Origin of the sequence: Pseudomonas sp. NPDC087612 (assembly GCF_044743505.1) — a bacterium.
GTDB lineage: Bacteria > Pseudomonadota > Gammaproteobacteria > Pseudomonadales > Pseudomonadaceae > Aquipseudomonas.
This window is the reverse complement of sequence record NZ_JBIUWO010000012.1, coordinates 58,957-85,893: the sequence shown is the minus strand read 5'-3', so window position 1 is coordinate 85,893 and position 26,937 is coordinate 58,957. Positions and strand designations below refer to the sequence as shown.

The 26,937-nt window shown below is 60.1% G+C and carries 26 protein-coding genes; 3 read left to right on the top strand and 23 right to left on the bottom strand.

Annotated elements, in window-relative coordinates:
- Positions 1–45 precede the first annotated feature (45 nt).
- Entirely contained in the window at positions 46–906 is an 861-nt protein-coding gene (locus ACIOVF_RS23285) for a pirin family protein (protein ID WP_401292752.1), read from the top strand.
- 84 nt (positions 907–990) lie between these two features.
- On the opposite strand, the gene ACIOVF_RS23280 is transcribed toward ACIOVF_RS23285, so the two are convergent.
- The 4 genes from ACIOVF_RS23280 to ACIOVF_RS23265 form a co-directional block, all read right to left on the bottom strand.
- Positions 991–1,716 (bottom strand): dienelactone hydrolase family protein, encoded by a 726-nt coding sequence (locus ACIOVF_RS23280; protein ID WP_401292749.1) that lies wholly within the window; start codon positions 1,714–1,716, stop codon positions 991–993.
- Between the two features lie 56 nt (positions 1,717–1,772).
- Positions 1,773–3,677 (bottom strand): molecular chaperone HtpG, encoded by a 1,905-nt coding sequence (gene htpG / locus ACIOVF_RS23275; protein WP_123568226.1) that lies wholly within the window; start codon positions 3,675–3,677, stop codon positions 1,773–1,775.
- A gap of 94 nt (positions 3,678–3,771) precedes the next feature.
- Positions 3,772–4,233 (bottom strand): PaaI family thioesterase, encoded by a 462-nt coding sequence (locus ACIOVF_RS23270; RefSeq protein ID WP_045202202.1) that lies wholly within the window; start codon positions 4,231–4,233, stop codon positions 3,772–3,774.
- The gene (locus ACIOVF_RS23265) at positions 4,230–4,706 is read right to left on the bottom strand and encodes a PaaI family thioesterase (RefSeq protein ID WP_045202204.1); all 477 of its coding nucleotides are present in this window, start codon (positions 4,704–4,706) and stop codon (positions 4,230–4,232) included. Before ACIOVF_RS23265 ends, ACIOVF_RS23270 begins: the two co-directional genes overlap by 4 nt.
- A 152-nt stretch (positions 4,707–4,858) precedes the next feature.
- On the opposite strand from ACIOVF_RS23265, the gene ACIOVF_RS23260 reads away from it, so the two are divergent.
- Positions 4,859–5,134, top strand: coding sequence for a hypothetical protein (locus ACIOVF_RS23260; protein WP_045202206.1), 276 nt, complete (start codon positions 4,859–4,861; stop codon positions 5,132–5,134).
- Positions 5,135–5,220: 86 nt separating this feature from the next.
- On the opposite strand, the gene ACIOVF_RS23255 is transcribed toward ACIOVF_RS23260, so the two are convergent.
- The 11 genes from ACIOVF_RS23255 to sdhC form a co-directional block, all read right to left on the bottom strand.
- Positions 5,221–5,961: a DUF599 domain-containing protein gene (locus ACIOVF_RS23255; RefSeq protein ID WP_045202208.1), complete on the bottom strand. Its 741-nt coding sequence runs from the start codon at positions 5,959–5,961 to the stop codon at positions 5,221–5,223.
- Between the two features lie 189 nt (positions 5,962–6,150).
- The gene (gene brnQ / locus ACIOVF_RS23250; protein WP_045202210.1) at positions 6,151–7,464 is read right to left on the bottom strand and encodes a branched-chain amino acid transport system II carrier protein; all 1,314 of its coding nucleotides are present in this window, start codon (positions 7,462–7,464) and stop codon (positions 6,151–6,153) included.
- A gap of 354 nt (positions 7,465–7,818) precedes the next feature.
- Entirely contained in the window at positions 7,819–8,703 is an 885-nt protein-coding gene (gene sucD / locus ACIOVF_RS23245) for a succinate--CoA ligase subunit alpha (RefSeq protein WP_045200545.1), read from the bottom strand.
- The gene (sucC, locus tag ACIOVF_RS23240; RefSeq protein WP_010224674.1) at positions 8,703–9,869 is read right to left on the bottom strand and encodes an ADP-forming succinate--CoA ligase subunit beta; all 1,167 of its coding nucleotides are present in this window, start codon (positions 9,867–9,869) and stop codon (positions 8,703–8,705) included. Before sucC ends, sucD begins: the two co-directional genes overlap by 1 nt.
- Before the next feature lie 175 nt (positions 9,870–10,044).
- Entirely contained in the window at positions 10,045–11,481 is a 1,437-nt protein-coding gene (gene lpdA, locus ACIOVF_RS23235; RefSeq protein ID WP_038996215.1) for a dihydrolipoyl dehydrogenase, read from the bottom strand.
- 105 nt (positions 11,482–11,586) lie between these two features.
- Complete coding sequence (odhB, locus tag ACIOVF_RS23230; protein ID WP_045200542.1) at positions 11,587–12,807, bottom strand: 2-oxoglutarate dehydrogenase complex dihydrolipoyllysine-residue succinyltransferase; 1,221 nt, start codon at positions 12,805–12,807, stop codon at positions 11,587–11,589.
- Between the two features lie 42 nt (positions 12,808–12,849).
- Entirely contained in the window at positions 12,850–15,681 is a 2,832-nt protein-coding gene (locus tag ACIOVF_RS23225; RefSeq protein WP_045200540.1) for a 2-oxoglutarate dehydrogenase E1 component, read from the bottom strand.
- Positions 15,682–15,927: 246 nt separating this feature from the next.
- Positions 15,928–16,632: a succinate dehydrogenase iron-sulfur subunit gene (locus tag ACIOVF_RS23220; protein WP_010224678.1), complete on the bottom strand. Its 705-nt coding sequence runs from the start codon at positions 16,630–16,632 to the stop codon at positions 15,928–15,930.
- An 11-nt stretch (positions 16,633–16,643) separates the two neighbouring features.
- Positions 16,644–18,416 (bottom strand): succinate dehydrogenase flavoprotein subunit, encoded by a 1,773-nt coding sequence (gene sdhA / locus ACIOVF_RS23215; RefSeq protein ID WP_045200538.1) that lies wholly within the window; start codon positions 18,414–18,416, stop codon positions 16,644–16,646.
- Positions 18,417–18,419: 3 nt separating this feature from the next.
- Complete coding sequence (sdhD, locus tag ACIOVF_RS23210; RefSeq protein WP_028945358.1) at positions 18,420–18,788, bottom strand: succinate dehydrogenase, hydrophobic membrane anchor protein; 369 nt, start codon at positions 18,786–18,788, stop codon at positions 18,420–18,422.
- Positions 18,782–19,168: a succinate dehydrogenase, cytochrome b556 subunit gene (gene sdhC, locus ACIOVF_RS23205; protein ID WP_174242293.1), complete on the bottom strand. Its 387-nt coding sequence runs from the start codon at positions 19,166–19,168 to the stop codon at positions 18,782–18,784. The genes sdhD and sdhC overlap by 7 nt, the downstream gene beginning before the upstream one ends.
- Positions 19,169–19,518: 350 nt before the next feature.
- Between sdhC and gltA the strand changes: the two genes are divergently transcribed.
- The gene (gene gltA / locus ACIOVF_RS23200; protein WP_010224685.1) at positions 19,519–20,808 is read left to right on the top strand and encodes a citrate synthase; all 1,290 of its coding nucleotides are present in this window, start codon (positions 19,519–19,521) and stop codon (positions 20,806–20,808) included.
- Between the two features lie 144 nt (positions 20,809–20,952).
- Here the strand turns inward: gltA and ACIOVF_RS23195 are convergent, their stop codons facing one another.
- The 8 genes from ACIOVF_RS23195 to ACIOVF_RS23160 form a co-directional block, all read right to left on the bottom strand.
- The gene (locus ACIOVF_RS23195; protein WP_401292736.1) at positions 20,953–21,558 is read right to left on the bottom strand and encodes an START domain-containing protein; all 606 of its coding nucleotides are present in this window, start codon (positions 21,556–21,558) and stop codon (positions 20,953–20,955) included.
- Positions 21,559–21,590: 32 nt separating this feature from the next.
- Positions 21,591–21,845, bottom strand: coding sequence for a YkgJ family cysteine cluster protein (locus ACIOVF_RS23190; protein ID WP_045200534.1), 255 nt, complete (start codon positions 21,843–21,845; stop codon positions 21,591–21,593).
- 127 nt (positions 21,846–21,972) lie between these two features.
- Positions 21,973–22,290: a translation initiation factor 2 gene (locus ACIOVF_RS23185; RefSeq protein WP_309475546.1), complete on the bottom strand. Its 318-nt coding sequence runs from the start codon at positions 22,288–22,290 to the stop codon at positions 21,973–21,975.
- Positions 22,291–22,507: 217 nt separating this feature from the next.
- Positions 22,508–23,953, bottom strand: a complete 1,446-nt coding sequence (locus tag ACIOVF_RS23180; protein ID WP_401292733.1) for a PLP-dependent aminotransferase family protein — start codon at positions 23,951–23,953, stop codon at positions 22,508–22,510.
- Between the two features lie 2 nt (positions 23,954–23,955).
- The gene (locus ACIOVF_RS23175; protein WP_401292731.1) at positions 23,956–24,483 is read right to left on the bottom strand and encodes a hypothetical protein; all 528 of its coding nucleotides are present in this window, start codon (positions 24,481–24,483) and stop codon (positions 23,956–23,958) included.
- A 371-nt stretch (positions 24,484–24,854) separates the two neighbouring features.
- Positions 24,855–25,664 (bottom strand): OmpA family protein, encoded by an 810-nt coding sequence (locus ACIOVF_RS23170; RefSeq protein WP_045200527.1) that lies wholly within the window; start codon positions 25,662–25,664, stop codon positions 24,855–24,857.
- Positions 25,661–26,014: a DUF4398 domain-containing protein gene (locus ACIOVF_RS23165; protein WP_045200525.1), complete on the bottom strand. Its 354-nt coding sequence runs from the start codon at positions 26,012–26,014 to the stop codon at positions 25,661–25,663. The genes ACIOVF_RS23170 and ACIOVF_RS23165 overlap by 4 nt, the downstream gene beginning before the upstream one ends.
- 9 nt (positions 26,015–26,023) lie before the next feature.
- Positions 26,024–26,848, bottom strand: a complete 825-nt coding sequence (locus tag ACIOVF_RS23160; protein WP_401292727.1) for a substrate-binding periplasmic protein — start codon at positions 26,846–26,848, stop codon at positions 26,024–26,026.
- Between the last annotated feature and the right edge of the window lie 89 nt (positions 26,849–26,937).

The following is a 26,937-nucleotide window of genomic DNA, read 5'->3' as shown; positions in this document are numbered from 1 at the left end:
GCAGGTTATGCTACAAGAACTTTCCCTGCTGGCCTGGAGCACACCGTGAGCCTTCCCCTGGTCATCCGCCCTCGCGCCGAATCGGTCGAAGGCCAACCTATCCTGCGCCCCCTGCCCTCGGCCCAGTGCCGCAGCGTCGGGCCGTTCGTGTTCTTCGACCACATGCTCGAAACCGACTACCCGGCCGGGCGCGGCATGAACATCCGCCAGCACCCGCATATCGGCCTGTCGACCCTCACCTACCTGTTCGAGGGCGAAATCCAGCACAAGGACAGCCTGGGCTCGGATCAACGGGTCAAGGCCGGTGAAGTCAGCTGGATGACTGCCGGCAGCGCCATCGCCCATGTCGAGCGCACGCCGGCCGAACTGCTGCCTGGCAGCTCCCGATTGCACGGTTTGCAGGTGTGGCTGGCATCGCCCAAAGCGCATGAGCAAGGCCCGGGGCACTACAGCCATCATCCGGCGGCGAGCCTGCCGGTCAGTGACAGCCTGGGGGTGCGCATTCGCATGATTGCCGGCAGCGGCTTTTGCCTGCAATCGCCGGTGCCGGTGTTGTCACCGACCCTGTATGCGCTGGTGCAGATGCAGGCGGCCACTACCCTGACGGTGCCCACCGAGCATGCCGAGCGTGCGCTGTATGTACTGGATGGCGAAGTCAGCCTCAACGATGTGGCGATCGAGCCGTGCAGCCTGGTGATCTTGCCGCACGGTGAAGAGATGAGCCTGTATGCCGACAGCGAAAGCCAGTTGGTGCTGTTTGGCGGGGCGCCGCTGGACGGGCCGCGGCGGATGAACTGGAATTTTGTTGCCAGCGATCCGGCGCTGATCGAGCAGGCGCGGGCACGCTGGGCGGCCGGGGAGTGGCCGACGGTGCCGGGGGAAACTGAAAGGATCGAGCTGCCTTGAGGTTATCGCGACCGCTACGCGGTCGATCGCCGGCAAGGCTGGCACCCACAAGGTCAAGTGTGGGAGCCAGCCTTGCCCCTTCACTCAGCGCTGGAACACTTCATCGAGCAAATTGAACATTGCCCGGAACGCGCGCTTGGATGTGCGGGCGTCGTACTTCATCTTGCCGGGAATGTTCGCCGCGGTATCGGTGAACGAATGCACCGCGCCGCCATAGCTGATCAGTTGCCAATCGACCTTGGCCGCATCCATCTCGACTTCGAAGGCCGGCAACTGCTCTTTGGGCACGAACGGGTCGGCGGCGCCATGCAGCACCAGCATCGAAGCCTTGACCTTGCCTTCTACCGCCGGCAGCGGCGTATCGAGGGTGCCGTGGAACGACACCGCAGCCAGCAGGCGGGCATCTTCGCGGGCCAGCTCCAGGGCGCAGCAACCGCCGAAGCAGAAGCCGAAGGTGGCCAGCTTGCCCGGCTCCAGTACCGCCTTCGATTGCCCCAGCAACTGGTCCAGCGCCGCCTTCAGGCGCTTGCGCAGCTCGACGCGGTCGTTCTTCAGCGGCATCATCGCCGCCCCTGCTTCATCCATGTTCGACGGTCGCAGGGTCTGGCCGTAGATGTCGGCCAGCAACACCACATAGCCCTGGGCGGCGACTTCGCGGGCGATACGCTCGGCGCCCTCGCCCACCCCCATCCAGTTTGGTGCCATCAAAAGCCCAGGCTGCTCGCGGGCGCCCTGGGTAAAGAACAAGCGGCTCTCATAGGCTTTGCCGGCAACATGATAGACCAGCGATTCGACGGTAACCTTGCTCATGCACTCCTCCTTGCACAATGAAAAAAGCCCGCCGAAGCGGGCTTTCCTGCAACTACTTAAGCCGACAATTCGACCAGCAGCTTGTTCAGGCGACGAACGTACGCCGCCGGGTCCTTGAGGCTATCGCCCGCCGCCAGCGCGGCCTGATCGAAGAGGATGTGCGAGAAGTCGGCGAAACGGTCTTCGCTCTGCTCGTTGTCCAGCTTCTCGATCAGCGGGTGGCCCGGGTTGAATTCGAAGATCGGCTTGGAGTCCGGCACCTTCTGTCCGCTGGCTTCGAGGATCTGGCGCATCTGCAGGCCCAGGTCCTGTTCACCGATAGCCAGGATCGCCGGCGAATCGGTCAGGCGGTGCGACACGCGCACTTCGCTGACGCTCTCGCCCAGCGCCGCCTTGAGGCGCTCGACCAGGCCTTCTTTCTCCTTGGCGACTTCTTCCTGGGCTTTCTTGTCCTCTTCAGAGTCCAGCTTGCCCAGGTCCAGGTCACCGCGGGCGACGTCGACGAAGCTCTTGCCGTCGAATTCGCTCAGGTAGCTCATCAGCCACTCGTCGATACGGTCGGTCAGCAGCAGCACTTCGATGCCTTTCTTGCGGAAGACTTCCAGGTGCGGGCTGTTCTTGACCTGCGCGTAGGATTCGCCGGTGAGGAAGTAGATCTTGTCCTGACCTTCCTTGGCGCGGGCCAGGTAGTCGGCCAGGGCAACGCTCTGCTCGCCGCTTTCGTCATGGGTGGAGGCGAAACGCAGCAGGCCGGCGATCTTTTCCTTGTTGGCGAAGTCTTCAGCCGGGCCTTCTTTCATCACCTGGCCAAAGTTCTTCCAGAAGCCCTTGTACTGCTCAGGCTCGTTCTTGGCCAGCTTCTCGAGCATGTCCAGCACGCGCTTGGTCAGCGCCGACTTCATCGAATCGATGATCGGGTCTTTCTGCAGGATTTCGCGCGAAACGTTCAGCGACAGGTCGTTGGAATCGACCACGCCCTTGATGAAACGCAGGTACAGCGGCAGGAAGGATTCTGCCTGGTCCATGATGAACACACGCTGCACGTACAGCTTCAGGCCGCGTGGCGCTTCACGCTGGTACAGGTCGAACGGCGCGCGGGCCGGTACGTAGAGCAGCGAGTTGTACTCAAGCTTGCCTTCGACCTTGTTGTGGCTCCAGGCCAGCGGGTTTTCGAAATCGTGACCGATGTGCTTGTAGAACTCCTGGTATTCCTCGTCCTTGATCTCGGTACGCGGACGGGTCCACAGGGCGCTGGCGCGGTTGACGGTTTCCCATTCTTCGGCCGGCTTTTCTTCACCTTCGCCAGCTTCGACCTGTTTTGGCAGCTCGATCGGCAAGGCGATGTGGTCGGAGTACTTCTTGACGATGTTGCGCAGGCGCCAGCCGTCGGCGAACTCTTCTTCACCTTTTTTCAGGTGCAGGACGATGCGCGTACCGCGCTCGGCCTTGTCGACAGTGGCAACTTCAAAGTCACCCTCGCCCTTGGACGACCAGTGCACGCCCTCGGCAGCTGGCAGGCCGGCGCGGCGGCTGAATACGTCGACCTTGTCGGCGACGATAAAGGCCGAATAGAAGCCCACGCCGAACTGACCGATCAGGTGCGAGTCCTTCTTCTGGTCGCCGGTGAGGTTTTTCATGAAGTCGGCGGTGCCGGACTTGGCGATGGTGCCCAGGTGCGCAATGACCTCTTCGCGGCTCATGCCGATGCCGTTGTCTTCGAGGGTGACGGTGTTGGCGTCCTTGTCGAAGCTCAGGCGGATTTTAAGCTCGGCGCCGCCTTCGAGCAGCTCTGGCTTGGCCAGGGCTTCAAAGCGCAGTTTATCGACGGCGTCGGAGGCGTTGGAAATCAGTTCGCGAAGGAAGATTTCCTTGTTCGAATACAGGGAATGGATCATGAGGTGCAGCAGTTGCTTCACCTCGGTCTGGAAGCCCAGGGTTTCTTTTTGAGTTTCCACACTCATGGTCTTCAACACTCCGATCTGATGGCAGTTGTCGTTGGGCAGGCCGGCGGCCTGCTTTCACGGCGGGATGCACAACAGATGGGGGTGGCTGGGGCTATTTCAAGGGCGAAGTCATTTCTTCGATCTTGAAATGCGCGCGCGCCGTGGCAATCGGTTCGTCCGCGTCGCCCTGCCAGGCGGTTATGGCCACGTTGGTTACCCGCCGGCCCTGGCGCCATAGCTGGCAGCGGGCGTAGGTGTCGCGGTAGTGGCCGGCGCGCAGGTAGTCGATGGAAAAGTCGATGATCTTCGGGATCGCCGCGCTTTCGCTGAAAATCAGCAGGTACAGCGCCGCCGACAGCTCCATGAAGCCTGCGATCACCCCGCCGTGGATCGCCGGCAGCAACGGATTGCCAATGTTGTCCTGGCTGGCCGGCAGGCAAAACAACAGGTCATCGCCCTGGCGGCTGCACTGGATACCAATCAATCCGGCATAAGGGATCAACTGCAGCAGCGGCTCATAATTGCCTTCGGCATGGGCCTGGCGCAGTTGCTGGTGTACCTCTGGCGGAATCATTGGCCGCTCCCCTTGAGCTTGCTGGCGAAATTCAGGCCGCCCTTGATGCCCTTGCCCAGGCGCATGAAAGTGCCAACCACCTGGGCGATCGGCTGCTGCGGGTCGTCCTGGTAGGCCAGCCCACGGGTGAAGATCACATCGCGAGAAACGCGGTAGCAGTAGGCATGGCCGAAGATGTCCTTGCCGGCCTCGGCCGGCTGCATGTAGTCGATGCGCAGGTCTAGCGTCGGGCATACCTCGAACTCAGGCAGCGCACAAAGGGTAGCCATGCCGCAGGTGGTGTCCATCAGGGTGGTCACCGCCCCGCCATGCACGGCGCCGGTCTGTGGGTTGCCGACGATCTTCGTCGAGTACGGCAACACCAGGGTCATGCCTTGGGCATCAGCGTGATGCACGCGCATCTGCAGCACCTGGCAATGTCGCAATGCCGAGAGAAAACGTTCGGCCATTGCCAGCAAAGAAGTGTCGGTCATTTGAAAAACTCCCGGGCCATTGAGAACATGCACACAGTCTGGCAAATGTCCATATAGAACCATTTGTTATATATCTGTATTGTGCGCGGAACTTCTACCGGTTACTTGAGCTCGAAGGAACAAGTAACTTATTCCACAAGGAGAAACACCCCATGCGTAAACCTTTTGCTTTTGCCGTTATGCTCGCCGCTGCTCTGGGCCTGGCCGCTTGCGATAAAGCCAGCGAGAACAAAGCCCAAGATGCTCAACAACACGCCGAGCAAGCCCAAGAGAAGATGGGTGAAGCTCAGGATAAAGTGAACGAGGCCGCGAAAGAAAACGCCGAAGCCGCCAAAGATCAGGCCGAAGCGCAACAGAAAGCCGCTGAAGAAGCTGCAAAAGAAGCTGCACCTGCTGCTCCAGCTACTCCTGCCGAGCCTGCCAAGTAAGCAAGCCCGCCGGAATAAAAAAACCCGACGCTGTCGGGTTTTTTTATGCCTGTTGCAATAGGGTTAAACGATTCAGTCAATAACCTTCAGGCGAGGTTCTCTTTGCCGGGTTCCGCCACCGGCGCTTCGGTCGGGGTATAGACCATCACATCGAGCACATCGGAGTGGAATTCACGGCGATACAGCACCAGTACTACCCCGGTACTCATCAACATAAACAACCAGGGGCTGATAAACCAGCAGAGCATGGCCATGCCGAAGTAATAGGAACGCAGGCCAAAGTTGAACTGGTTGGCGGCCAGGGAAATAACCTTGGCCGCTCTAAGGGCAAAGGCCTTGCGCTCAAGTTCGCTGACCTGACGCTCGCCGATCATCGGCGCCGAACCCACCAATACGGCGGCGAAGTTGTATTGACGCATGCACCAGCTGAAAGTGAAGAAGGCGTACACAAATACCATCGCCAGGCACAGCAACTTGATTTCCGACATGCCCTGGGACGCCTGCTGCACCAGCGGCAGGTCTGCCAGCAACGATACCGCACGGTCTGATGCGCCGAGCACGGTGAGAATACCGGCCAGGATGATCAAGGTGCTGGAGGCAAAGAACGAGGCGTTGCGCTCCAGGTTACCGATCACGCTGGCATCGGCGATGCGGTTGTCACGCAGCAGCATGCGGCGCATCCAGTCTTCGCGGTACAGGTGCAGCACGCTGGCCAGGCAAGCGGTATCGCGGCCCTTCCAGGTGGCATAACGGGTGTATCCGCCCCAGCAGACAACGAACCAGCAGGCGGCCAGCAAGTGGATCAGATTGCTTTGAATGAAGCTCATGCAAGGTCCTGATTGAAGTTTCGAGCACAATAAAGCCCATTGACCGGCTTTCGACGCTTTAGCGCAGAAAAAGACACGTCTGCCGTGCAGAAACGAAAAAGCCCCGCGTCCTTGCGGACACGGGGCTCGGAATTTGCCGTGACGGTCACCCTGTTGGCTTGTGGCCGGTGTCCGTCATAGGGCCAATTCTCAGGCCAGCACTTCGCGTGGCTTGCCAAGCATGCGGTCACACACCACCGCAACGCCCAGGGCCACTACCGACGGTACCAGCCAGGCCAGGCCCTGCTCGCTCAGCGGCAGGTGGGCGAGGATTTCCGGCAGTTCGCTGGCCAGGGCGGTGCCCTTGATGGCATCGATCATGCCGAACAGCAGCGAAACCAGCATCACCGGCGCGAGGATGCGCACCTCGGAATTCCACAGTTCTTTGCAGAAGCTCAGGCCTACGACCACGATGCACGGCGGGTAGATAGCCGTCAGCACCGGAATCGAGAACATGATCAGCTTGGTCAGGCCGAGGTTGGAGATCAGCAGCGAGAAGCCGGCAAGGATCACCACCAGGGTGCGGTACGACAGCGGCAGTACCTGGCTGAAATACTCGGCACAGGCGCAGGTCAGGCCAACGGCGGTCACCAGACAGGCCAGGGCGATCAGCACGGCCAGGAAGCCGCTGCCCAGCGAGCCGAAGGTGTGCTGTACATAGGCATGCAGTACCGCTGCGCCGTTGCTGGCACCGGCGGCGATTTCATGGCTGCCGGCACCCAGGCGGAACAGGCTGATGTACACCAGGGCCAGGCCGACACCGGCGATCAGGCCGGCGATGATCGCGTAGCGGGTGATCAGCCGCGGCGATTCGACACCGCGCGAACGGATGGCGTTGACGATGACGATACCGAACACCAGGGCGCCGAGGGTATCCATGGTCAGGTAACCATTGATGAAGCCCTGGGAGAACGGTGCGGCGACGTAGGCCGGCTGTGCTTCACCGATACCACCGGCGGGCAGCATGAACGCGGCGATGCCGAGTGCGGCCAGGGCGATGATCTTCAGCGGCGCAAGGAAGCGTCCGACGGTGTCGAGCAACTTGCCCGGGTACATGGACACCGCCAGCACCACCAGGAAGTACACCAGGCTGTAGATAAACAGGGCCAGCGGGCTTTCACCGGTCAGCGGCGCAACACCCACCTCGAAGGATACGGTGGCGGTACGCGGAGTGGCGAACAGCGGGCCTACCGACAGGTAGCACACCGCCGCCAGCAGGCCGCCGGCGACCTTGCCGATCGGGCTGCTCAGGGCATCCATGCCGCCGCCGACCTTGGCCAGGGCGACAACAGTGATAACCGGCAGGCCCACAGCAGTGATCAGGAAACCCAGCGCCGCCATCCACACGTGTGGACCGGATTGCAGACCGACGATAGGTGGGAAAATGATATTGCCCGCGCCGACGAACAAAGCGAACGTCATAAAACCAAGTGCCAGGATGTCCTGGCCTTTTAAAACTTTCATTAAGGAAATACCACACTGCTGAAATCGGGATTTAGAGAGGGATTTCCCCTTGGGTGAGGGAAATGCTGCCTGGCTGGATGAGCCAGACCCGTTTAGCGTGTCGTTCCCTTTTGGGGAGCGGGCACAAAATGAGTGCATAGGTTAACGAATTTGTCACAGAAACGCACTGCTGCAGGGCTGCTTGTCCGATGTGTGAATATGCGTGTCGCTTGCGCGACAGCCTCAAGCGGCAAGTTACAAGCCGCAAGCTTGCCGCAAAACCCTCTTGCAGCTTGAAGCTTGCCCCTTGCCGCTGCTGCCCGGTAAACAAAAAAGGCCACCCGAAGGTGGCCTTTCTTGTTTACCGGGCAGTGATTACTTCTTCACTTCCCAGCCAGTCAGCTCGGCCAGGGCCTTGCCGATGTCTGCCAGCGAACGCACGGTTTTTACACCAGCGTCCTGCAGCGCAGCGAATTTCTCGTCCGCAGTGCCTTTGCCGCCGGAGATGATGGCGCCAGCGTGGCCCATACGCTTGCCCGCAGGAGCGGTAACACCAGCGATGTAGGAAACCACAGGCTTGGTGACGTTGGCCTTGATGTAGGCAGCTGCTTCTTCTTCAGCCGAACCGCCGATCTCGCCGATCATGACGATCGCTTCGGTCTTCGGGTCTTCCTGGAACAGCTTCAGGATGTCGATGAAGTTGGAGCCCGGGATCGGGTCGCCACCGATACCGACGCAGGTGGACTGACCGAAACCGGCGTCAGTGGTCTGCTTGACCGCTTCGTAAGTCAGGGTGCCGGAACGCGAAACGATACCGACCTTGCCTGGCAAGTGGATGTGACCTGGCATGATGCCGATCTTGCACTCGCCCGGAGTGATGACGCCTGGGCAGTTAGGGCCGATCAGGGTAACACCCAGCTCGTCGCACTTGACCTTGGCATCGAGCATGTCCAGGGTAGGAATGCCTTCGGTGATGCAGACGATCAGCTTGATGCCGCCGAAGGCAGCTTCCAGGATCGAGTCCTTGCAGAAAGGAGCTGGAACGTAGATGACCGACGCATCAGCGCCGGTAGCTTCTACTGCTTCTTTCACAGTGTTGAACACTGGCAGGCCCAGGTGGGTGGAGCCACCCTTGCCTGGCGTCACGCCGCCGACCATCTTGGTGCCGTAGGCGATGGCTTGCTCGGAGTGGAAAGTACCTTGCGAGCCGGTGAAGCCCTGGCAGATGACTTTGGTGTCTTTATTGATCAGGACGCTCATTACTTGCCCTCCGCAGCTTTGACAACTTGTTGAGCAGCGTCGGTCAGGCTGGTTGCCGCAATGATGTTCAAACCGCTTTCTGCCAGTACTTTAGCACCCAGTTCAGCGTTGTTGCCTTCCAGGCGAACAACAACCGGTACCTTGACGCCGACTTCTTTCACAGCGCCGATGATGCCTTCGGCAATCATGTCGCAACGAACGATGCCGCCGAAGATGTTGACCAGAACGGCCGCGACATTGCTGTCGGACAGAATGATCTTGAAGGCTTCGGTAACGCGCTCTTTGGTAGCACCACCACCTACGTCGAGGAAGTTGGCTGGCTTGCCGCCGTGCAGGTTGACGATGTCCATGGTACCCATGGCCAGGCCGGCACCGTTGACCATGCAGCCGATGTTGCCTTCCAGGGCCACGTAGTTCAGCTCGAAGCTGGCAGCGTGGGCTTCACGAGGATCGTCTTGCGACGGGTCGTGGAAGGTTTTCAGCTTAGGCTGACGGTACATGGCGTTAGCGTCGATGTTGATCTTGGCATCGAGGCAGTGCAGGTCGCCGTCGGCCTTGATGACCAGCGGGTTTACTTCCAGCAGGGCCAGGTCGTGTTCTTTGAACAGCTTGGCCAGGCCTACGAAAATCTTGGCGAACTGAGCAACTTGCTTGCCTTCCAGACCCAGCTGGAACGCCAGTTCACGACCCTGGAATGGCTGAGCGCCAACCAGTGGATCGATAGTAGCCTTGATGATCTTCTCAGGAGTCTCGTGAGCGACTTTCTCGATGTCCACGCCACCTTCGGTGGAAGCCATGAACACGATACGGCGGCTCGAACGGTCGACTACAGCGCCCAGGTACAGCTCTTTGGCGATGTCAGTGCAGGATTCGACCAGGATCTTGGTCACTGGCTGACCGTTGGCGTCGGTCTGGTAGGTTACCAGACGCTTGCCCAACCATTGCGCAGCGAACGCCTTGGCGTCTTCCTTGCTGCGAACCAGCTTGACGCCGCCCGCTTTACCGCGACCACCGGCGTGGACCTGGGCTTTGACAACCCACTCGGTGCCACCGATCTTGTCGCAGGCTTCTGCGGCAGCTTCAGGGGTGTCGACTGCGAAACCCTTGGAAACTGGCAGGCCGTATTCAGCGAACAGCTGCTTACCCTGATACTCGTGAAGATTCATGCTTTTTACCGTCTTCGTTAGGTACTGCGCTTCGGCGCTGCGCTCCATGGGAGTGCCGCGCCACCTGTGACCACTTGCCCCCGGTATGCTCCGGGAGTTCGAGTCCGGCGGACTTTCCGCGGTGAGTCATGCACGCAAGACTCACGACGGGCCACCCGCCGTGGTTTCTTATTGTTTAACGCTTCTTACGGTTGGCAACGTGAATGGCACCGCCATTCACAGCCAGCGCGGCTTCATGCAGCGCTTCGGACAGGGTCGGATGGGAGAAAACCATCATGCCCAGGTCTTCGGCGCTGGTGCCGAATTCCATTGCGATTGCACCCTGCTGCACCAGTTCGGCAGCCGATGGGCCAATCACGTGTACACCCAGGACGCGGTCGGTCTTGGCATCGGCGATGACCTTGACGAAACCACCGGTGTCGTTGGCAGCCATCGCACGGCCGCTGGCCGCGAACGGGAAGGTGCCCACGTTAACCTCAACGCCTTCGGCCTTCAAGGTCTGTTCGGTTTTACCGACCCATGCGATTTCCGGGTGGGTGTAGATAACCGACGGGATCAGGTCGTAGTTCATCTGGGCTTTGTGGCCCTTGATGCGCTCGACGACCATGATGCCCTCTTCCGAGGCCTTGTGCGCCAGCATCATGCCACGAACCACGTCACCGATGGCGTAAACGCCTGGTACGCTGGTCGCGCAGTGATCGTCGACGAAGATGAAACCACGCTCGTCGATGGTCACGCCGCTGTCGGCAGCCAGCAGATCGGTGGTCACCGGACGACGGCCGACCGCAACGATCAGCTTGTCGAAGGTGATCTTCTGCTCGCCGTTGGCGTCGGTGTAGGTCACTTCGACTTCAGCGCCGTTGACCTTCGAGCCGGTCACGCGAGCGCCCAGCTTGATGTCCAGGCCTTGCTTGGTCAGGGTTTTCAGCGCTTCCTTGGAGACAGCGGCGTCAGCGGCCATCAGGAAGGTGTCCAGGGCTTCGAGGACGGTGACTTCTGCGCCCAGGCGAGCCCAGACCGAACCCAGCTCCAGGCCGATCACGCCAGCACCGATCACGCCCAGGCGCTTAGGTACGGTTTGGAATTCCAGGGCGCCGGTGGAATCGACGATGACGTTCTGGTCGACCGGAGCCGGTGGAATGTCGATCGGACGCGAACCGGAAGCCAGGATGACGTTCTCGGCTTCGATGATTTCGGTGGTGCCGTCAGCCTTGGTGACTTCGACTTTCTTGCCAGCCAGCAGTTTACCGTGGCCCTGGATCGAGGTGACGCCGTTGGCCTTGAACAGGGTGGCAACACCGCCGGTCAGGTTTTTGACGATGCCAGCCTTGCGGCCAACCATCGCGGCGACGTCCATCTTCACTTCGCCAGTGGAGATACCGTGGACGTTGAAGCTTTCTTTGGCTTCCTTGTACTTCCAGGAGCTGTCCAGCAGCGCCTTGGAAGGAATGCAACCCACGTTCAGGCAGGTACCGCCGAGGGCCAGCTTGCCTTCGCCGTCAGTGTACTTCTCGATACAGGCAGTGCTCAGACCGAGTTGCGCAGCCTTGATGGCAGCTACGTAGCCGCCAGGACCTGCGCCAATCACTACCACATCAAATTTTTGCGACATTCAGAAAATCCTCTTTAAAGCTGCAAGCGATAAGCTGCAAGCCACAAGCTCAAGCGCAAACCGTTCAGGCTTGCCGCTCGAAGCTTGCAGCTTGCAGCTGCTCAATCAGATATCCAGCAGCAGACGAGCCGGGTCTTCCAGCAGGTTCTTGATGGTCACCAGGAAGGTCACGGCTTCTTTACCGTCGATCAGACGGTGGTCGTAGGACAGTGCCAGGTACATCATCGGGCGGATCACGACCTGACCGTTAACGGCCATAGGACGCTGGATGATGTTGTGCATGCCCAGGATCGCAGCCTGCGGCGGGTTGACGATCGGGGTCGACATCATCGAACCAAAGGTACCACCGTTGGTGATGGTGAAGGTACCGCCGGTCATTTCGTCGATCGACAGTTTGCCGTCACGGGCTTTCTTGCCGAAGGTGGCGATGCCGTTTTCGATTTCAGCCAGGCTCATCTGCTCGGCGTTACGCAGTACCGGTACCACCAGGCCGCGGTCGCTGGAAACGGCAACGCCGATGTCCGCATAACCGTGGTAGACGATGTCGGAACCGTCGATCGAGGCGTTGACGGCCGGGAAGCGTTTCAGCGCTTCGGTGGCAGCCTTGACGAAGAACGACATGAAGCCCAGGCGGACGCCGTTGTGGGTCTTCTCGAACAGGTCCTTGTACTTCGAACGCAGGGCCATGACTTCGGTCATGTCGACTTCGTTGAAGGTGGTCAGCATGGCCATGTTCGACTGAGCTTCGACCAGGCGCTTGGCAACGGTGGCACGTACGCGAGTCATCGGTACACGCTTCTCGGTGCGATCGCCAGTGGCGACGACCGGGGCAGCGGCAGCAGCGGCTGGCTTGGCGGCAGGTGCGGCAGCCGGAGCGGATTTCTTCGCTTCGATGGCAGCAACCACGTCTTCCTTGGTGATGCGACCGTCTTTGCCGGTGCCCTTGATGCTGTTCAGGGCGATGCCGTTTTCTTCGGCCAGCTTGCGGGCAGCCGGAGCGCCGATGGCGTCTTCGTCGCCAGCAGCAGCGGCAGCAGGAGCAGCGGCGGCAGGCGCAGCAGCAGCGGCAGGCGCCGCGGCAGCAACACCACCTGCCTCGATCGAACCCAGGACTTCGTCGGACAGGACGGTTTCGCCCTCGCCCTTGACGATAGCGCCCAGCACGCCGTCAGCGGTAGCCAGTACTTCCAGGACAACCTTGTCGGTTTCGATGTCGACGATCAGCTCGTCACGCTTGACCGCTTCGCCCGGTTGCTTGTGCCAGGTGGCAACGGTGCCATCGGCAACCGATTCCGGGAAAGTAGGGGCTTTGATCTCGATAGCCATTATCAGTGGTTCCTTAAATTCGGTTTCTGGTGCGCGATGGCATTAAACGGTGAAGGCATCTTGCAGCAGTTTTTCCTGCTGCTCGGCGTGCATCGAAGCGTAACCACAAGCAGGTGCTGCCGAAGCATCGCGACCGGCGTACTCGAGGACTAGGTCCTTGTTGTGACGGGTCAGAATGCGACGCATGTGGTGTTGGCTGCTGTACCAGGCGCCCTGGTTCATTGGCTCTTCCTGGCACCACACCACATCTTTGAGATTGGTGTACGGCGCGAGGATTTCGACCAGGTCGTCTTCAGGGAACGGATACAGCTGCTCGATACGCACGATGGCGATATCTTCGCGGCCTTCGGCACGGCGTTTTTCCAGCAGATCGTAGTAGACCTTGCCGCTGCACAGAACCAGGCGCGTGACGTTCTTCGGATCGAGGGTATCGATTTCCGGGATCACGGTCTGGAACGAGCCTTCGGCCAGTTCTTCCAGGGTCGAGATGGCCAGTTTGTGGCGCAGCAGCGACTTTGGCGTCAGCACGATCAGCGGCTTGCGCAGCGGACGGATGACCTGACGACGCAGCAGGTGGTAGATCTGAGCCGGCGTGGTCGGTACGCAAACCTGGACGTTGTGCTCGGCGCACAGCTGCAGGTAACGCTCCAGACGTGCCGAGGAGTGCTCAGGCCCCTGCCCTTCATAACCGTGTGGCAGCAGCATGGTCAGACCGCACAGACGGCCCCACTTGTGCTCGCCGCTGGTGATGAACTGGTCGACAACCACCTGGGCACCGTTGGCGAAGTCGCCGAACTGGGCTTCCCAGATCACCAGCGCGTTCGGCGTGGTGGTGGAGTAGCCGTATTCGAAGGCCAGTACCGCTTCTTCCGAGAGGAAGGAGTCGTACAGGTCGAACTTAGGCTGACCGGCGTACAGGTTCTGCAGTGGCAGGTAGGTGCTGGCGTCTTTCTGGTTGTGCAGTACCGCGTGGCGGTGCGAGAAAGTGCCGCGACCGATATCCTGACCCGTCATGCGGATCGGATGACCTTCAAACAGCAGGGTCGCGTAGGCCATGGTTTCGGCGTAGCCCCAGTTGATCGGCAAGCCACCGGCCTGCATCTTCTGGCGATCTTCGTAGATCTTCGAAACCTGACGCTGAACCACGAAACCTTCCGGCAGCTCCAGCAGCTTGGCCGACAGTTCCTGCAGGGTCTTCAGATCGAAGCGGGTGTCGTGACGCGCGGTCCAGGTGTGACCCAGGTACGGACGCCAGTCGACGAACAGCTCTTTGTTCGGCTCTTTAACCAGGCTTTTTACTACGTGCAGGCCGTTATCCAGCGCGTTGCGGTACTCGTCGACCTTGGCCTGGACGCGCTCGGCGTCAAGACGGCCCGACTGGGTCAGGGCTTCGGCGTAGAGTTCGCGGGTGGTGCGCTGCTTGGCGATCTGCTGGTACATCAGCGGCTGTGTGCCGTTCGGCTCGTCGGCCTCGTTGTGGCCGCGACGACGGTAGCAGACCAGGTCGATGACCACGTCACGCTTGAACTGCATGCGGTAATCGACCGCCAGCTGGGTCACGAACAGCACCGCTTCCGGATCATCACCGTTGACGTGCAGGATCGGCGCCTGAATCATCTTGGCGACGTCGGTGGCGTACTCGGTGGAACGCGAGTCCAGCGGGTTGCTGATGGTGAAACCAACCTGGTTGTTGATCACGATGTGCACGGTACCGCCGGTCTTGAAACCGCGGGTCTGCGACATCTGGAAGGTTTCCATGACCACGCCTTGACCGGCGAATGCCGCGTCACCGTGGATGGAAATCGGCAGTACCTTGTCGCCAACGGTGTCGTTGCGACGGTCCTGACGGGCACGTACCGAACCTTCAACCACTGGCGAGACGATCTCCAGGTGCGAAGGGTTGAACGCCATGGCCAGGTGAACTTCGCCACCGGCGGTCATCACGTTGGACGAGAAGCCCTGGTGGTATTTGACGTCACCGGAGCCCAGCTCGACCTTCTTCTTGCCTTCGAACTCGTCGAACAGGTCGCGCGGGTTCTTGCCGAAGGTGTTGACCAGGACGTTCAGACGGCCACGGTGAGCCATGCCGATGACAACTTCCTTGGTGCCGTAGGAACCGGAGCGTTGAATCAGCTCGTCCAGCATCGGAATCAGGCTTTCGCCGCCTTCCAGGCCGAAACGCTTGGTGCCCGGGTATTTGGTACCCAGGTATTTTTCCAGACCCTCGGCGGCGGTGACGCGCTCGAGCAGGTGGCTCTGAATATCCGCGGAGAAGACTGGACGCCCACGCACGCTCTCCAGACGCTGCTGGAACCAGCTGCGCTGCTCGGAGTCGACGATGTGGGTGAATTCGGCGCCAATGGTGCGGCAATATGTCTGCTGCAAAGCGTCGAAGATTTCGCGTAGGCTCGCTTCCTCTTTGCCGATGAACAGGTCGCCGGCACGGAAGGTCGTATCAAGATCGGCATTGGTCAAGCCGTAATGATTGATCGACAGGTCTACTGGCGCAGGGCGCTGCCACAACCCCAGGGGGTCGAGCTTAGCGGCTTGGTGGCCGCGCATACGGTAGGCCTGGATCAGTCGCAGAACTTCAACCTGCTTCTTCTCGTGTTCACTGCTCACGCTCCCGGCGGAAACCGGTTGGGCGCGGCGCTGGTTCTTTGCCAGCAGTACGAAATGGTCGCGGATTGTAGAGTGCGATACATCGGTAGCGGTGCTGCCTTCGGCGGGCAACTTCTGGAAGTAAGTGCGCCACTCTTCTGGCACAGCGTTAGGGTCGTGCAGGTAAAGCTCGTAGAGCTCTTCCACATATGCAGCGTTACCACCTGAAAGGTGGGCGCTATCCCACATGCGCTGCATCACGCTTTCTTGCATGCTTGGTCACCCTCGGTTAGGGGACGGATCGGCAAGAGCCACAGCACGCCTGGAAAAGTCCTAATGCAGCGACCCAACCAAGCCACCAAGGATCCTACAGATTTTCCGGGTACCAGCCCGGAAGCCCCTGCTGGTCTCATATCTTCATAGGTAAAAGCTTGGGCTTTGTGGGCCCTAGCTCGGGTTTCACCTTGGTGCGGGCAAGGGCCCGCACCTTGGCGTACTACGGGTACAACACTTTTAAAATCAGGTACCGCTTTGCAGCAGCATGTTACGTACGTGACCGATGGCCTTGGTCGGGTTCAGACCTTTAGGGCAAACGTTTACGCAGTTCATGATGCCGCGGCAACGGAACACGCTGAACGGGTCATCCAGCGAAGCCAGACGCTCCTGGGTCTTGGTGTCACGGCTGTCGGCCAGGAAACGGTAGGCCTGCAGCAGTGCAGCTGGACCGAGGAACTTGTCCGGGTTCCACCAGAACGACGGGCAGGAAGTCGAGCAGCAAGCGCACAGGATGCACTCGTACAGGCCGTCCAGCTTTTCGCGTTCTTCCGGCGACTGCAGACGCTCGATGGCCGGAGCCGGCGTATCGTTCTGCAGGAATGGCTTCACCTTCTCGTACTGTTTGTAGAAGATGCTCATATCGACGACCAGGTCACGAATGACCGGCAATCCAGGCAACGGGCGAACGATCAGCTTGTTGCGCTTGACCACGGCCGACAGCGGCGTGATGCAGGCCAGGCCGTTCTTGCCGTTGATGTTCATGCCATCGGAACCGCAAACACCTTCACGGCAGGAACGACGATACGAGAAACCTTCGTCCTGTTCCTTGATCAGTGCCAAGACATCGAGAACCATCAGGTCCTTGCCGCCAGTATCGACCTGGAACACCTGCATCTTGGGTGCCGAGTCGGTATCGGGGTTGTAACGATAAACTTCGACTTGCAACATTGTGGCCACCCTTAGTAAGTCCGGACTTTAGGCTCGAACGCCGGAACGGTTTTCGGCGCGAAGTTGACGGCGCGCTTGGCGACGCGCTTCTCACCCGGGAAGTACAGGGTGTGGCACAGCCAGTTTTCGTCGTCACGGTCTTCGAAGTCTTCACGGGCGTGAGCGCCGCGGGACTCTTTACGGACTTCTGCAGCGATGGCAGTGGCTTCAGCGACTTCCAGCAGGTTCTGCAGCTCCAGCGCTTCGATACGCGCGGTGTTGAAGGCCTGGGACTTGTCGTTGATCTTGACGTTGGCGATACGCTCGCGCAGGCCAGCCAGCTGCTCGATACCCTTCTGCATGTATTCGCCGGTACGGAATACACCGAAGTAGTTCTGCATGCAGCTTTGCAGTTCGCGACGCAGGGTAGCCACGTCTTCGCCGGTGTTGCGCTCGTTGAGCTTGTTCAGACGGCTCAGGGCAACATCGATGTCGGTGTCGCTGGCGTCGAGGTATTCGATACCGTCGCTCAGCGCTTTTTCCAGGTGCAGGCCGGCAGCGCGACCGAAGACTACCAGGTCGAGCAGCGAGTTGCCGCCCAGGCGGTTGGCACCGTGAACCGATACGCACGCCACTTCACCGACCGCGAACAGGCCCGGGATGATGTGGTCGACGCCATCGGCGTCCTGGGTCATGGCCTGGCCATGGATGTTGGTGGCAACGCCGCCCATCATGTAGTGGCAGGTTGGCACAACAGGAACCGGCGCGACCACAGGGTCAACGTGGGCGAAGGTCTTGGACAGCTCACAGATGCCTGGCAGGCGGCTGTGCAGTACTTCTTCACCCAGGTGGTCAAGCTTGAGCATCACGTGGTCGCCGTTAGGGCCACAGCCGTTGCCGGCGATGATCTCTTTAACCATGGAACGGGCCACAACGTCACGACCGGCGAGGTCTTTGGCGTTAGGCGCATAACGTTCCATGAAACGCTCGCCATGCTTGTTGATCAGGTAACCGCCTTCACCGCGGCAACCTTCGGTGACCAGTACACCAGCGCCGGCGATGCCGGTCGGGTGGAACTGCCACATCTCGATGTCCTGCACCGGAACGCCTGCACGCAGGGCCATGCCGATACCGTCACCGGTATTGATCAGGGCGTTGGTGGTGGAGGAGTAGATACGGCCTGCACCGCCGGTGGCCAGAACGGTGGCCTTGGCTTTGATGTACAGGGTTTCGCCGGTTTCGATGCAGATGGCGATCACACCGACGAACGCACCTTCCTGGTTCTTCACCAGGTCAACGGCGTAGTACTCGTTGAGGAAGGTGGTGCCTGCTTTCAGGTTGCCCTGGTACAGGGTGTGCAGCAGCGCGTGACCGGTACGGTCGGAAGCGGCGCAGGTACGGGCGGCCTGGCCACCTTTACCGAAGTCCTTGGACTGACCGCCGAACGGGCGCTGGTAGATACGGCCTTGCTCGGTACGCGAGAACGGCAGACCCATGTGGTCCAGCTCGAACACGGCAGCAGGACCTTCCTGACACATGTATTCGATAGCGTCCTGGTCACCGATATAGTCGGAACCCTTGACGGTATCGTACATGTGCCAGCGCCAGTCATCGTTCGGGTCGGCCGAAGCGATGGCGCAGGTGATGCCACCCTGGGCCGATACAGTGTGCGAACGGGTCGGGAAGACCTTGGTGATCACGGCAGTCTTGTGACCGCCCTGAGCCAGCTGCAGCGCTGCGCGCATGCCGGCACCGCCGCCACCAATGATGATGGCGTCGAATGAAATCGTAGGAATGTTAGCCATGAATCAGATACCCCAGAGAATCTGCACACCCCAGACGAAGTACGCGAACATCGCGACACCACATACCGCCTGGAACAGGAAACGTACGGCAGTCGCCGACTTGCCCAGCGCCATCGGCGTCAGGTAGTCGGTGGCAATGGTCCACATGCCGACCCAGGCGTGAGCGCCCAGGGCCACAAGGGCCAGCAGACTGAAAATACGCATCGCGTTGTTGGAGAACAGAGCGTGCCACTGGGCAAACTCGATGCCCGGGTGCGCGACCAGGTATCCGATCAGGAAAATGAAATAAGCCGCGAGAACGACCGCAGAAACGCGCTGCGCCATCCAGTCATAGAGGCCCGAACGCGAGAGGTTCGTGACGTTGGTTACCATATCCAAACTCCTGCCAGCACAATCACCACCACGGAAACGGCGATGATAATTTTCGAGCCCAGTCGGCCGCCTTCCAGCGTTTCACCGATGCCCATGTCCATGATCAAGTGGCGCACACCGGCTACCAAGTGATACAGCAAGGCGGACAGGAGGCCCCATGCCACGAACTTGGCCAGCGGACTGGTCAAGCATGCCTTCACCTCGGCGAAACCTTCCTCCGAACCCAGGGATTTGCCCAATGCATAAAGCATGAAGCCAAGGCCGAGGAAGAGGATGATGCCGGAAACACGGTGAAGAAATGACGTAACGCCGGTAATGGGGAGTTTGATGGTCCTTAGGTCTAGGTTTACAGGTCGTTGGCTTTTCACGGCTTTTTTCACACTGAAGAGCCCCTAGCAAGCAGGGCAAAGTTGTTGGTAAGTGTACTGGTCAGGTACCCACCACCCAGGGAGTGACGACCCCAGCAACACGGGCTTGCAAGCCCCTGGCGGTCGGGGGCCGATTATAGACAGTTAGGCTACTAATGACAACGCAGACACCTAGCCCAAATAGCGCATTGCCTTTAGCGAACAAAAGGCGTAAACGGGCGGTAATTTCGAGGAAAAACAGCGCCCAAAGCCCTTTACAACCGTGCTTTAGGCAAATTGACATTCGAATTTATCTCACTATAGTGGTGCGGGCCCTGCGTGGGGGGTCTGTCTGATGATTTCAAGCATTAATAGGAGGCCACATGGCTGACAAAAAAGCGCAGTTGGTCATCGAGGGCGCAGCCCCCGTCGAGCTGCCCATTTTAACCGGCACCGTTGGTCCCGATGTTATCGACGTTAGAGGGTTGGGGGCCACGGGTCACTTCACTTTCGACCCTGGTTTCATGGCGACCGCATCCTGCGAGTCGAAGATCACTTATATCGACGGCGACAAGGGTATCCTGCTGCACCGCGGCTATCCGATCGAGCAACTGGCCGAAAAATCCGACTACCTCGAGACTTGCTACCTGCTGCTCAACGGCGAACTGCCGAATGCCGAGCAGAAGGCTCAGTTCGTCAGCACCGTGAAGAACCACACCATGGTTCACGAGCAGTTGAAGTCCTTCTTCAACGGCTTCCGCCGCGACGCCCACCCGATGGCCGTCATGTGCGGCGTGGTTGGCGCCCTGTCGGCGTTCTACCATGACTCGCTGGACATCAATAACCCGCAGCACCGCGAAATCTCCGCGGTCCGCCTGGTCGCCAAGATGCCGACCCTGGCAGCGATGGTGTACAAGTACTCCATGGGCCAGCCCATGATGTATCCGCGCAATGACCTGTCGTACGCGGAAAACTTCCTGCACATGATGTTCAACACCCCGTGCGAGATCAAACCGATCAGCCCGGTGCTGGCCAAGGCAATGGACCGGATCTTCATCCTCCACGCCGACCACGAGCAGAACGCATCGACCTCCACCGTCCGTCTGGCCGGCTCTTCGGGTGCCAACCCGTTCGCCTGTATCGCTGCCGGCATCGCTGCACTGTGGGGCCCTGCCCACGGCGGCGCCAACGAAGCGGTACTGACCATGCTCGATGAAATCGGCGATGTCTCGAACATCGACAAATTCATCGCCAAGGCCAAGGACAAGAACGATCCGTTCAAGCTGATGGGCTTCGGTCACCGCGTTTACAAAAACCGCGACCCGCGCGCCACCGTGATGAAACAGACCTGCGACGAAGTCCTGCGCGAGCTGGGCATCAAGAACGACCCGCAGCTGGAACTGGCCATGCGCCTGGAAGAGATCGCCCTCACCGATCCTTACTTCATCGAGCGCTCGCTGTACCCGAACGTCGACTTCTACTCGGGGATCATCCTCAAGGCGATCGGCATTCCAACCAGCATGTTCACCGTGATCTTCGCCCTGGCGCGGACCGTCGGCTGGATCTCGCACTGGAAAGAAATGCTCTCCAGCCCGTACAAGATCGGCCGCCCTCGCCAGCTGTACACCGGCTACGAGTCGCGTGACATCGTCAAGCTGGAAGACCGCAAGTAAGCCTTTGGGCCGAACACGAAAAAAGGCTGCCTTCGGGCAGCCTTTTTTATTGCGCTCTCATCGCGGGCTGCGGTTCTGTGGGAGCGGGCTTGCCCCGCGACTGCCCAACAGTTGCCTCAAGCCCGCCAACTGATGCAACTGTACTTACGGCTTCTCGGCCCGCTCTTTCAACGCCTTCAAGGTATTGAACGGCGCATCGACCACAAACTTGTTCGCCACCATCGACGGCACGCTGCCGCCCGGCTCGGTGTGCACCTGGTAAGTCACTTCGGTGCCGCCGTCTTTTGGCTGCAGCTTCCAGAACCCATCAACCTTGGCCACCCGCACGAAGCCCTTCTCTTCCGGCAGGTACGTGGGCACGCCTTGAAGCTTGCGGATCAGGCTGCCATCAGCCGCTACGGTAGTGGTGACATGCATGACCGAATCACGCGCAGTCACCGGCCACGGGGTATTGAACTGAGTGTAGGTCCAGCTCTGGTCACCTTCGGTTTTCAGCAGCTTTTGCGTCTTGCACTCATGAATCCAGGCGCAGGCCCCGGCAACGTCTTCCTGCAGGGCCCTGACCTTGGCCAGTGGCGCCTTGATAAAGGTAACGCCGCGATAGGCCTTGTAGTCGGAACCGGCAACCTCACTGAGATCGACCTTGATTCCGTCTTCGTTCTTGGCCTGCTTCCAGTCCTCGGCATGCGCCAGGGGCACCAGCGCCGCTCCCAGACCCAACACCAGTGCCATGTGCTTAAACGATCCCATGCTTTTGTTCCTTATTGTCGAAGATCCGCGTTTCAAGCTGCCGTCATTTGCTCCAGCCACCCCAGGATCCTGATCGCCTCGTCGCGGTCGTTGCCGCAGATCTCGGCCTCTGCCTTGAAACCACCACACACCGGCGGGCGCTCGGGCTTGCCGAACAAGCCGCAGAGGTTGGCAACCGACAAGTGCAGGCAGCGCTCACCGGCGGGCTTGCCCTTGGGCATCCCCGGTATCGGCGAGCTGATGGAGGGCGCAATGCAGCAGGCGCCACAACCTTCACGGCAATTCATGACAACAGAATCCTCGGAGTAACAAATGATGAATGAACCCGGATAGTAACCGCTTAAACAGGCGTTTGAAATTGCTCGCAGGATGAAATATCAACCCCAAAGGGGTGACTGGACAGTCAGTTTCGCCCTACTGCTTGAACTCGAACTCGATCGCCGCGCCTTCGACATCCTTGCGACTGTCGTTACGCAGTTGCAGCTGCATTTCGTTGCTGATCAGCCGGCCATTGAGCTGAAACGGGCTGTCGGAAGGCGGTTTCTCACCAAACAGGTAGGGCAGCAATGGCTTGGGCAAAGGTGCCTGCTCCTGGGTATCGGGCTTGAGCTCCTTGACCATGCCCGAAGGCAGGCTCAGGTCGAGCTTGGTCTTGGGCAGTGGCGCGGGCGCCGCCTTGGCATTTTTGCGTGCGCTGCGCTGGGTGGCTTTGGTGCTTGCCTTTTTACGCACCGGCGGCGCTTTTGCCTGCTTTGGCTTGGCTGCAGGCTTGGCGCTTTTGCTAGTGGAGGTTTTGCCGGCCGGTGCGGTTTCGGCCACTGCTGCCCAGGTGCAAGCCAAGCCACCGAGCAAACACAAGGACAGCCCGATACAACGCAACGCTTTCATAGGCACCGACGATTATCCCTAAAAATGCTTATGCTCCCCGTTCCTGACACGACTGGCAAGTCTAGAAAAAAGCGCCCGAGGCCGATTCCTGGCACAACTGGCTGGCGAGCATGCCCAGGGTCATCACCGCCCGCTCCGCCTCACGATTCCACGGGATGCCGCAGTTCAGGCGAATGCAGTGGTTGAATTGCTCGGTGTTACTGAAGATCAACCCTGGGGCGATACTGATGCCCTGCTGCAGCGCACGTACGTGCAATTCCTGGGTATTGACCCGGCCTGGCAGGCTCACCCAGAGGATGAAACCACCGGTGGGCCGGGTCATCTGCGTGCCTTCAGGAAAGTGCTGCTGCACGGCCAGTTGATAGGCACTGAGATTTTTCCGGTACTCCTGACGGATGAAACGCAGATGCCGGTCGTAACCTCCGTTCTCCAGGTAAGACGCCACTCCCATTTGGGTCACGCTGCAGGCAGAGTGGGTAGTGAAGGTCTGCAAGCGCTGGATTTCCGCCTGGTACTTGCCGGCGATCATCCAGCCGATGCGCACACCCGGCGACAAGGTCTTGGAAAAGCTCGAGCAATAGATCACCCGGCTTAGCCGGTCGAAGGCCTTGAGCGCCTTGGTCTTGCCTTGCTCGAACATCAACTCGCCATAGATATCATCTTCGATGATCTGGATGTCGAAGTCCGACGCCAGGCGCAACAGCTGCTTCTGGCGATCTTCCGGAATAGTGCCGCCCAGCGGATTGCTCAGGCGCGCGGTCAGCACCAGGGCCTTGATCGACCACTGGTTGGCCGCCAACTGCAACGCTTCGAGGCTGATGCCGGTAGACGGATCACTGGGAATTTCGATGACTTTCAGGCCGAGCAGGTCGGCCAGTTGCAGCAAACCGTAGTAGGTTGGCGATTCGGCGGCGATCAGGTCGCCCGGCCGGGTCAATACCCGTAGCGACATCTGCAGGGCGTCGACGCAGCCATGGGTGACCACCACTTCGCTGGGGTCGACCACCACGCCGGCATCGCGCATGCGAATGGCGATCTGCCGGCGCAACGGCTCGAAGCCCGGGCTGAACATGTAGCTGAACGCCCGCGGGCTATGAAAGCGGGTGACCTTGGCCAATTGCTGGTGCAACGCGCGCACCGGCAAATAGTCGACATGCGGCACCGCCGCGCCAAAGGGAAATACCCCGTCGCGCCGGGCTTCGGTCAATACCTGCTGGATGATGCTGCTGCGCGTAACCAGGCCCGGGCGCTCGACCCGGGCGATGTCCGGGGTTTGCGCGGTCAGCGCCGGCGTCTGGTGCACGTAATAACCGGACTGCGGCCGCGCGCGAATCAAGCCCTGATCTTCGAGATTGGCATAGGCCTGCAGCACCGTGGCATGGCTCACATTGAGCTGCGAGCTCATCTTGCGCACCGACGGCACCCGCTCACCTGGCTGGTACACACCGCGGCGAATATCTTCGGCCAGTTGCTGGGCGATGCGCTGGTAGAGCAACAGGTTGGTCATGATCAGTTCTCGACACGCAGGCAATGTAGTTGTTTTTGTACGGCTGTTTTCGGCCAAGAATACCGGAACAGTTGCGAAGTGTACTGGGACAGATTGCAGAATAGTCGACAATACAGTTGTGTGACAGAGGCGGGGATGCGCCATTTGTCACAACCAGGGTGGGGATGTTGAGGCTGCGAGCTTATCCATTCGGTGTGGCGCCGCTGTTGGCCCCTTCCGCCCTTACGGCGGGTCCCCGTTGTTCTTGGCAAAAGGAACCAAAACCGCTCGCTCCAGCATACGGCCCTACGCTGCGCTCCGGGTTCCTTCGCTACGGTGCCTCCTGAAGTCGCGAAGTTACGGGTGGCGCCTGCACTGGCGTATCTGCAAAAGCAGATGTTGGCGCAGCCAGGCTGACCCAGGAGCGGGACAAGCCCGCTGGCAAAACGAGTACCAACTTGCTTGATCTTGATCTTGATCTTGATCTTGATCTTGATCTTGATCTTGATCTTGATCTTGATCTTGATCTTGATCTTGATCTTGATGTTCATGCACGCATTTCCAGGCGCCGCGAAACGCGACTTCAGGAGGCTGAGCGTAGGTGCCTGTAGGGGCGGTGCGCAGCACCTTCGGCGGCAGCCGAAGACGCGAGACGTAGACTTGGCGTAGCAAGTCGTAGGCCGCGATGCCCCGGAAGGTGCCGTAGCGAGGGGACCCGAAGCGCAGCGTAGGGCCGTATGCAGGAGCAAGCGGTTTTGCCTACTTTTCCCAAGAGAAAAGTAGGCCGCCGTAAAGGCGGAAGGGGCCGGCAGCCGCACCGCACCGAATGGATAAGCCCCCAGCTTCAAAAACCCAACCCAAGCCCCTGCAGAGTCATAAAAAACCCGGAGAGGAACACTCACCGGGTTTCTTCATCTATTACTCAGCGCGCCGCGCCAAGCTTGCCCTTGTCGTCGGAAAAGACGATCTCGACCCGACGGTTCTGCGCCCTGCCCCGCTCCGAGGCGTTGGCCTCGACCGGATACTGATCGCCATAGCCCTCGACCTCGATGCGCTTTTCATCGACACCCAGGTCGATCAGCATGTCCGCTACCGCCTGAGCCCGGTCCCGGGACAGCTTGAGGTTATCCTCGGGCGCGCCAGTGCTGTCGGTATAGCCCTCGATACGGATAATGCGCTTGGGGTTGAGCTGAAGGAACTGCACCAGCTTGAGCACCGTGCGGCTGGCCGAGTTTTTAAGCTCCGCATGCCCGGTGTCGAACAGCACGTCGCCCAGGGTCATCACCAAGCCACGGTCGCTCTGCTCGGTGGCCAGGCTGACGATCTGCGCTTCCAGCCATTTGCCCTGCTGCTGCACGCTGGCAAGCTTGGCCTCACGCAACGCCAGTTGCAGGCGCTGACGCTCAAGCTCAAGCTTGGCCAGGCGTTCCTGGTTGAGCACCAGATTGCTGTGCTCGCGGGCAATATCGCTGTAGCGCTGGCTCAGGTAGGCGTAATGGCGCACATCGGCGCCGGTCCCCAGATAACTGGACAGGCGCTCGGCACGGGCCAACGATTCACCGGCACGAATCACGTCACGCGGCGCGCTGCGCAAAACGTTGGAATCGTCCTTGACCGTCTGGAACTTGGCCGTGGCCTCGTCCAGCGCCGTCTCGCTGCGCTGGCTGGCGCAGCCCTGCAGGCCGACCACACCGACCAACAACAGTGCTGCCAATGGTTTGATCGAACTCACCGCTGCTCCCCCAACTGTTTACGCAGGCGATTGACCCGCGATTGCAGCAAGTCCAGCTGCTCCTTGCTCTTGACCGTCAGCACCCGCGCCTCGGCCAGGCGCGCGTCCAGCTCGGCCTGCTCGGCGCGCATGCGCGCGTCACGGTAGGATTCGCTGGTCATGTTGACTCGGGCCCGAGCCAGTTTTTCTTCGGCCTGCTTCAGCTCTGCCACTTCGTCGGTGGCACCCACCGCCTTGGCCTGCTCCAGTGCCTGCTCGGACAGGCGCAACTGTTCATTCGGGGCCGGGTCATTGGCACATCCGGCCAGGGCCAGCAGTGCCAGAGCGGCGAATAATGGATGAGTTCTCACGCAATCTTCCTACTGTTTAGGGGCATCCAGCGGCGCCTGCATCTGCGCTTTCCAGCGTTCGACATTACGTTGCAGCACCGCCTGGGACACGCCGGAGGCCGGCAATTCTGTCAGCTTTTTTGCCAGTTGTCCGCGCAACCAGGCGTCATTGCATGCCGAATTATGCGACAGCGCCAGGTACAGGCCCGGGCGATCCAGCGGCAAGCCGCGGGCAATCAGCTCGTTGTTCATGCCCAGGGCCTGAGCCATGGCCATCCCGGCGTAGCGCCCGGCCAGCACATAGTCGACCTGACCGAGCAGCAACTTCTGGAAGGCCTGGGTCAGATTCTGCGAAGGTGCCAGCTGCAACTGGCTCTTGGCGTAGGCAGTAAATTCCGCGGTCATGCGCGCCTTTTCCGAGACGCTGCCGCGATGCTCATGCAAATCGGCCAGGGTGTTATAGACCAGCGGCGAATCGTGGCGAGTCCACACCACATATTCGTTGCTCAGCAGCGAAGGATGGACGAAGTCGACGGTGGTCAGCTCGGCCACCGCGAAGGGTGAATCGATCAGCAAGTCGACGCGCCCGCTGCGCACCTCTTCCAGGGCCTGGCTGCGGCTGCCGCTGTCGAGGACTTCAACCTTCAGGCCCAGCTCGCTGGCAACCTGCCTGAACAGGTCGACGTTGGCGCCCATCAGGTGCTTGGGGTCTTGCGGATCGCGCCACGAGTACGGCGGCGCATCGGGGCTGCCGGTGGCCACCAGCCGCTCGCACTTGCCCACCGCCCACGCTTGCAACGGCATCAGCACCGCAGCGAACACCAGCGCCGTATTTATCCGGCCACGCCATCCCATGCAACCACTCCCTACTTTCTCGCCAGAATGAAAAAGCCCGATCTGCCGGGCTGTGCAAGGCAGGCCTGCACAGCCCGAACGGACCGGGC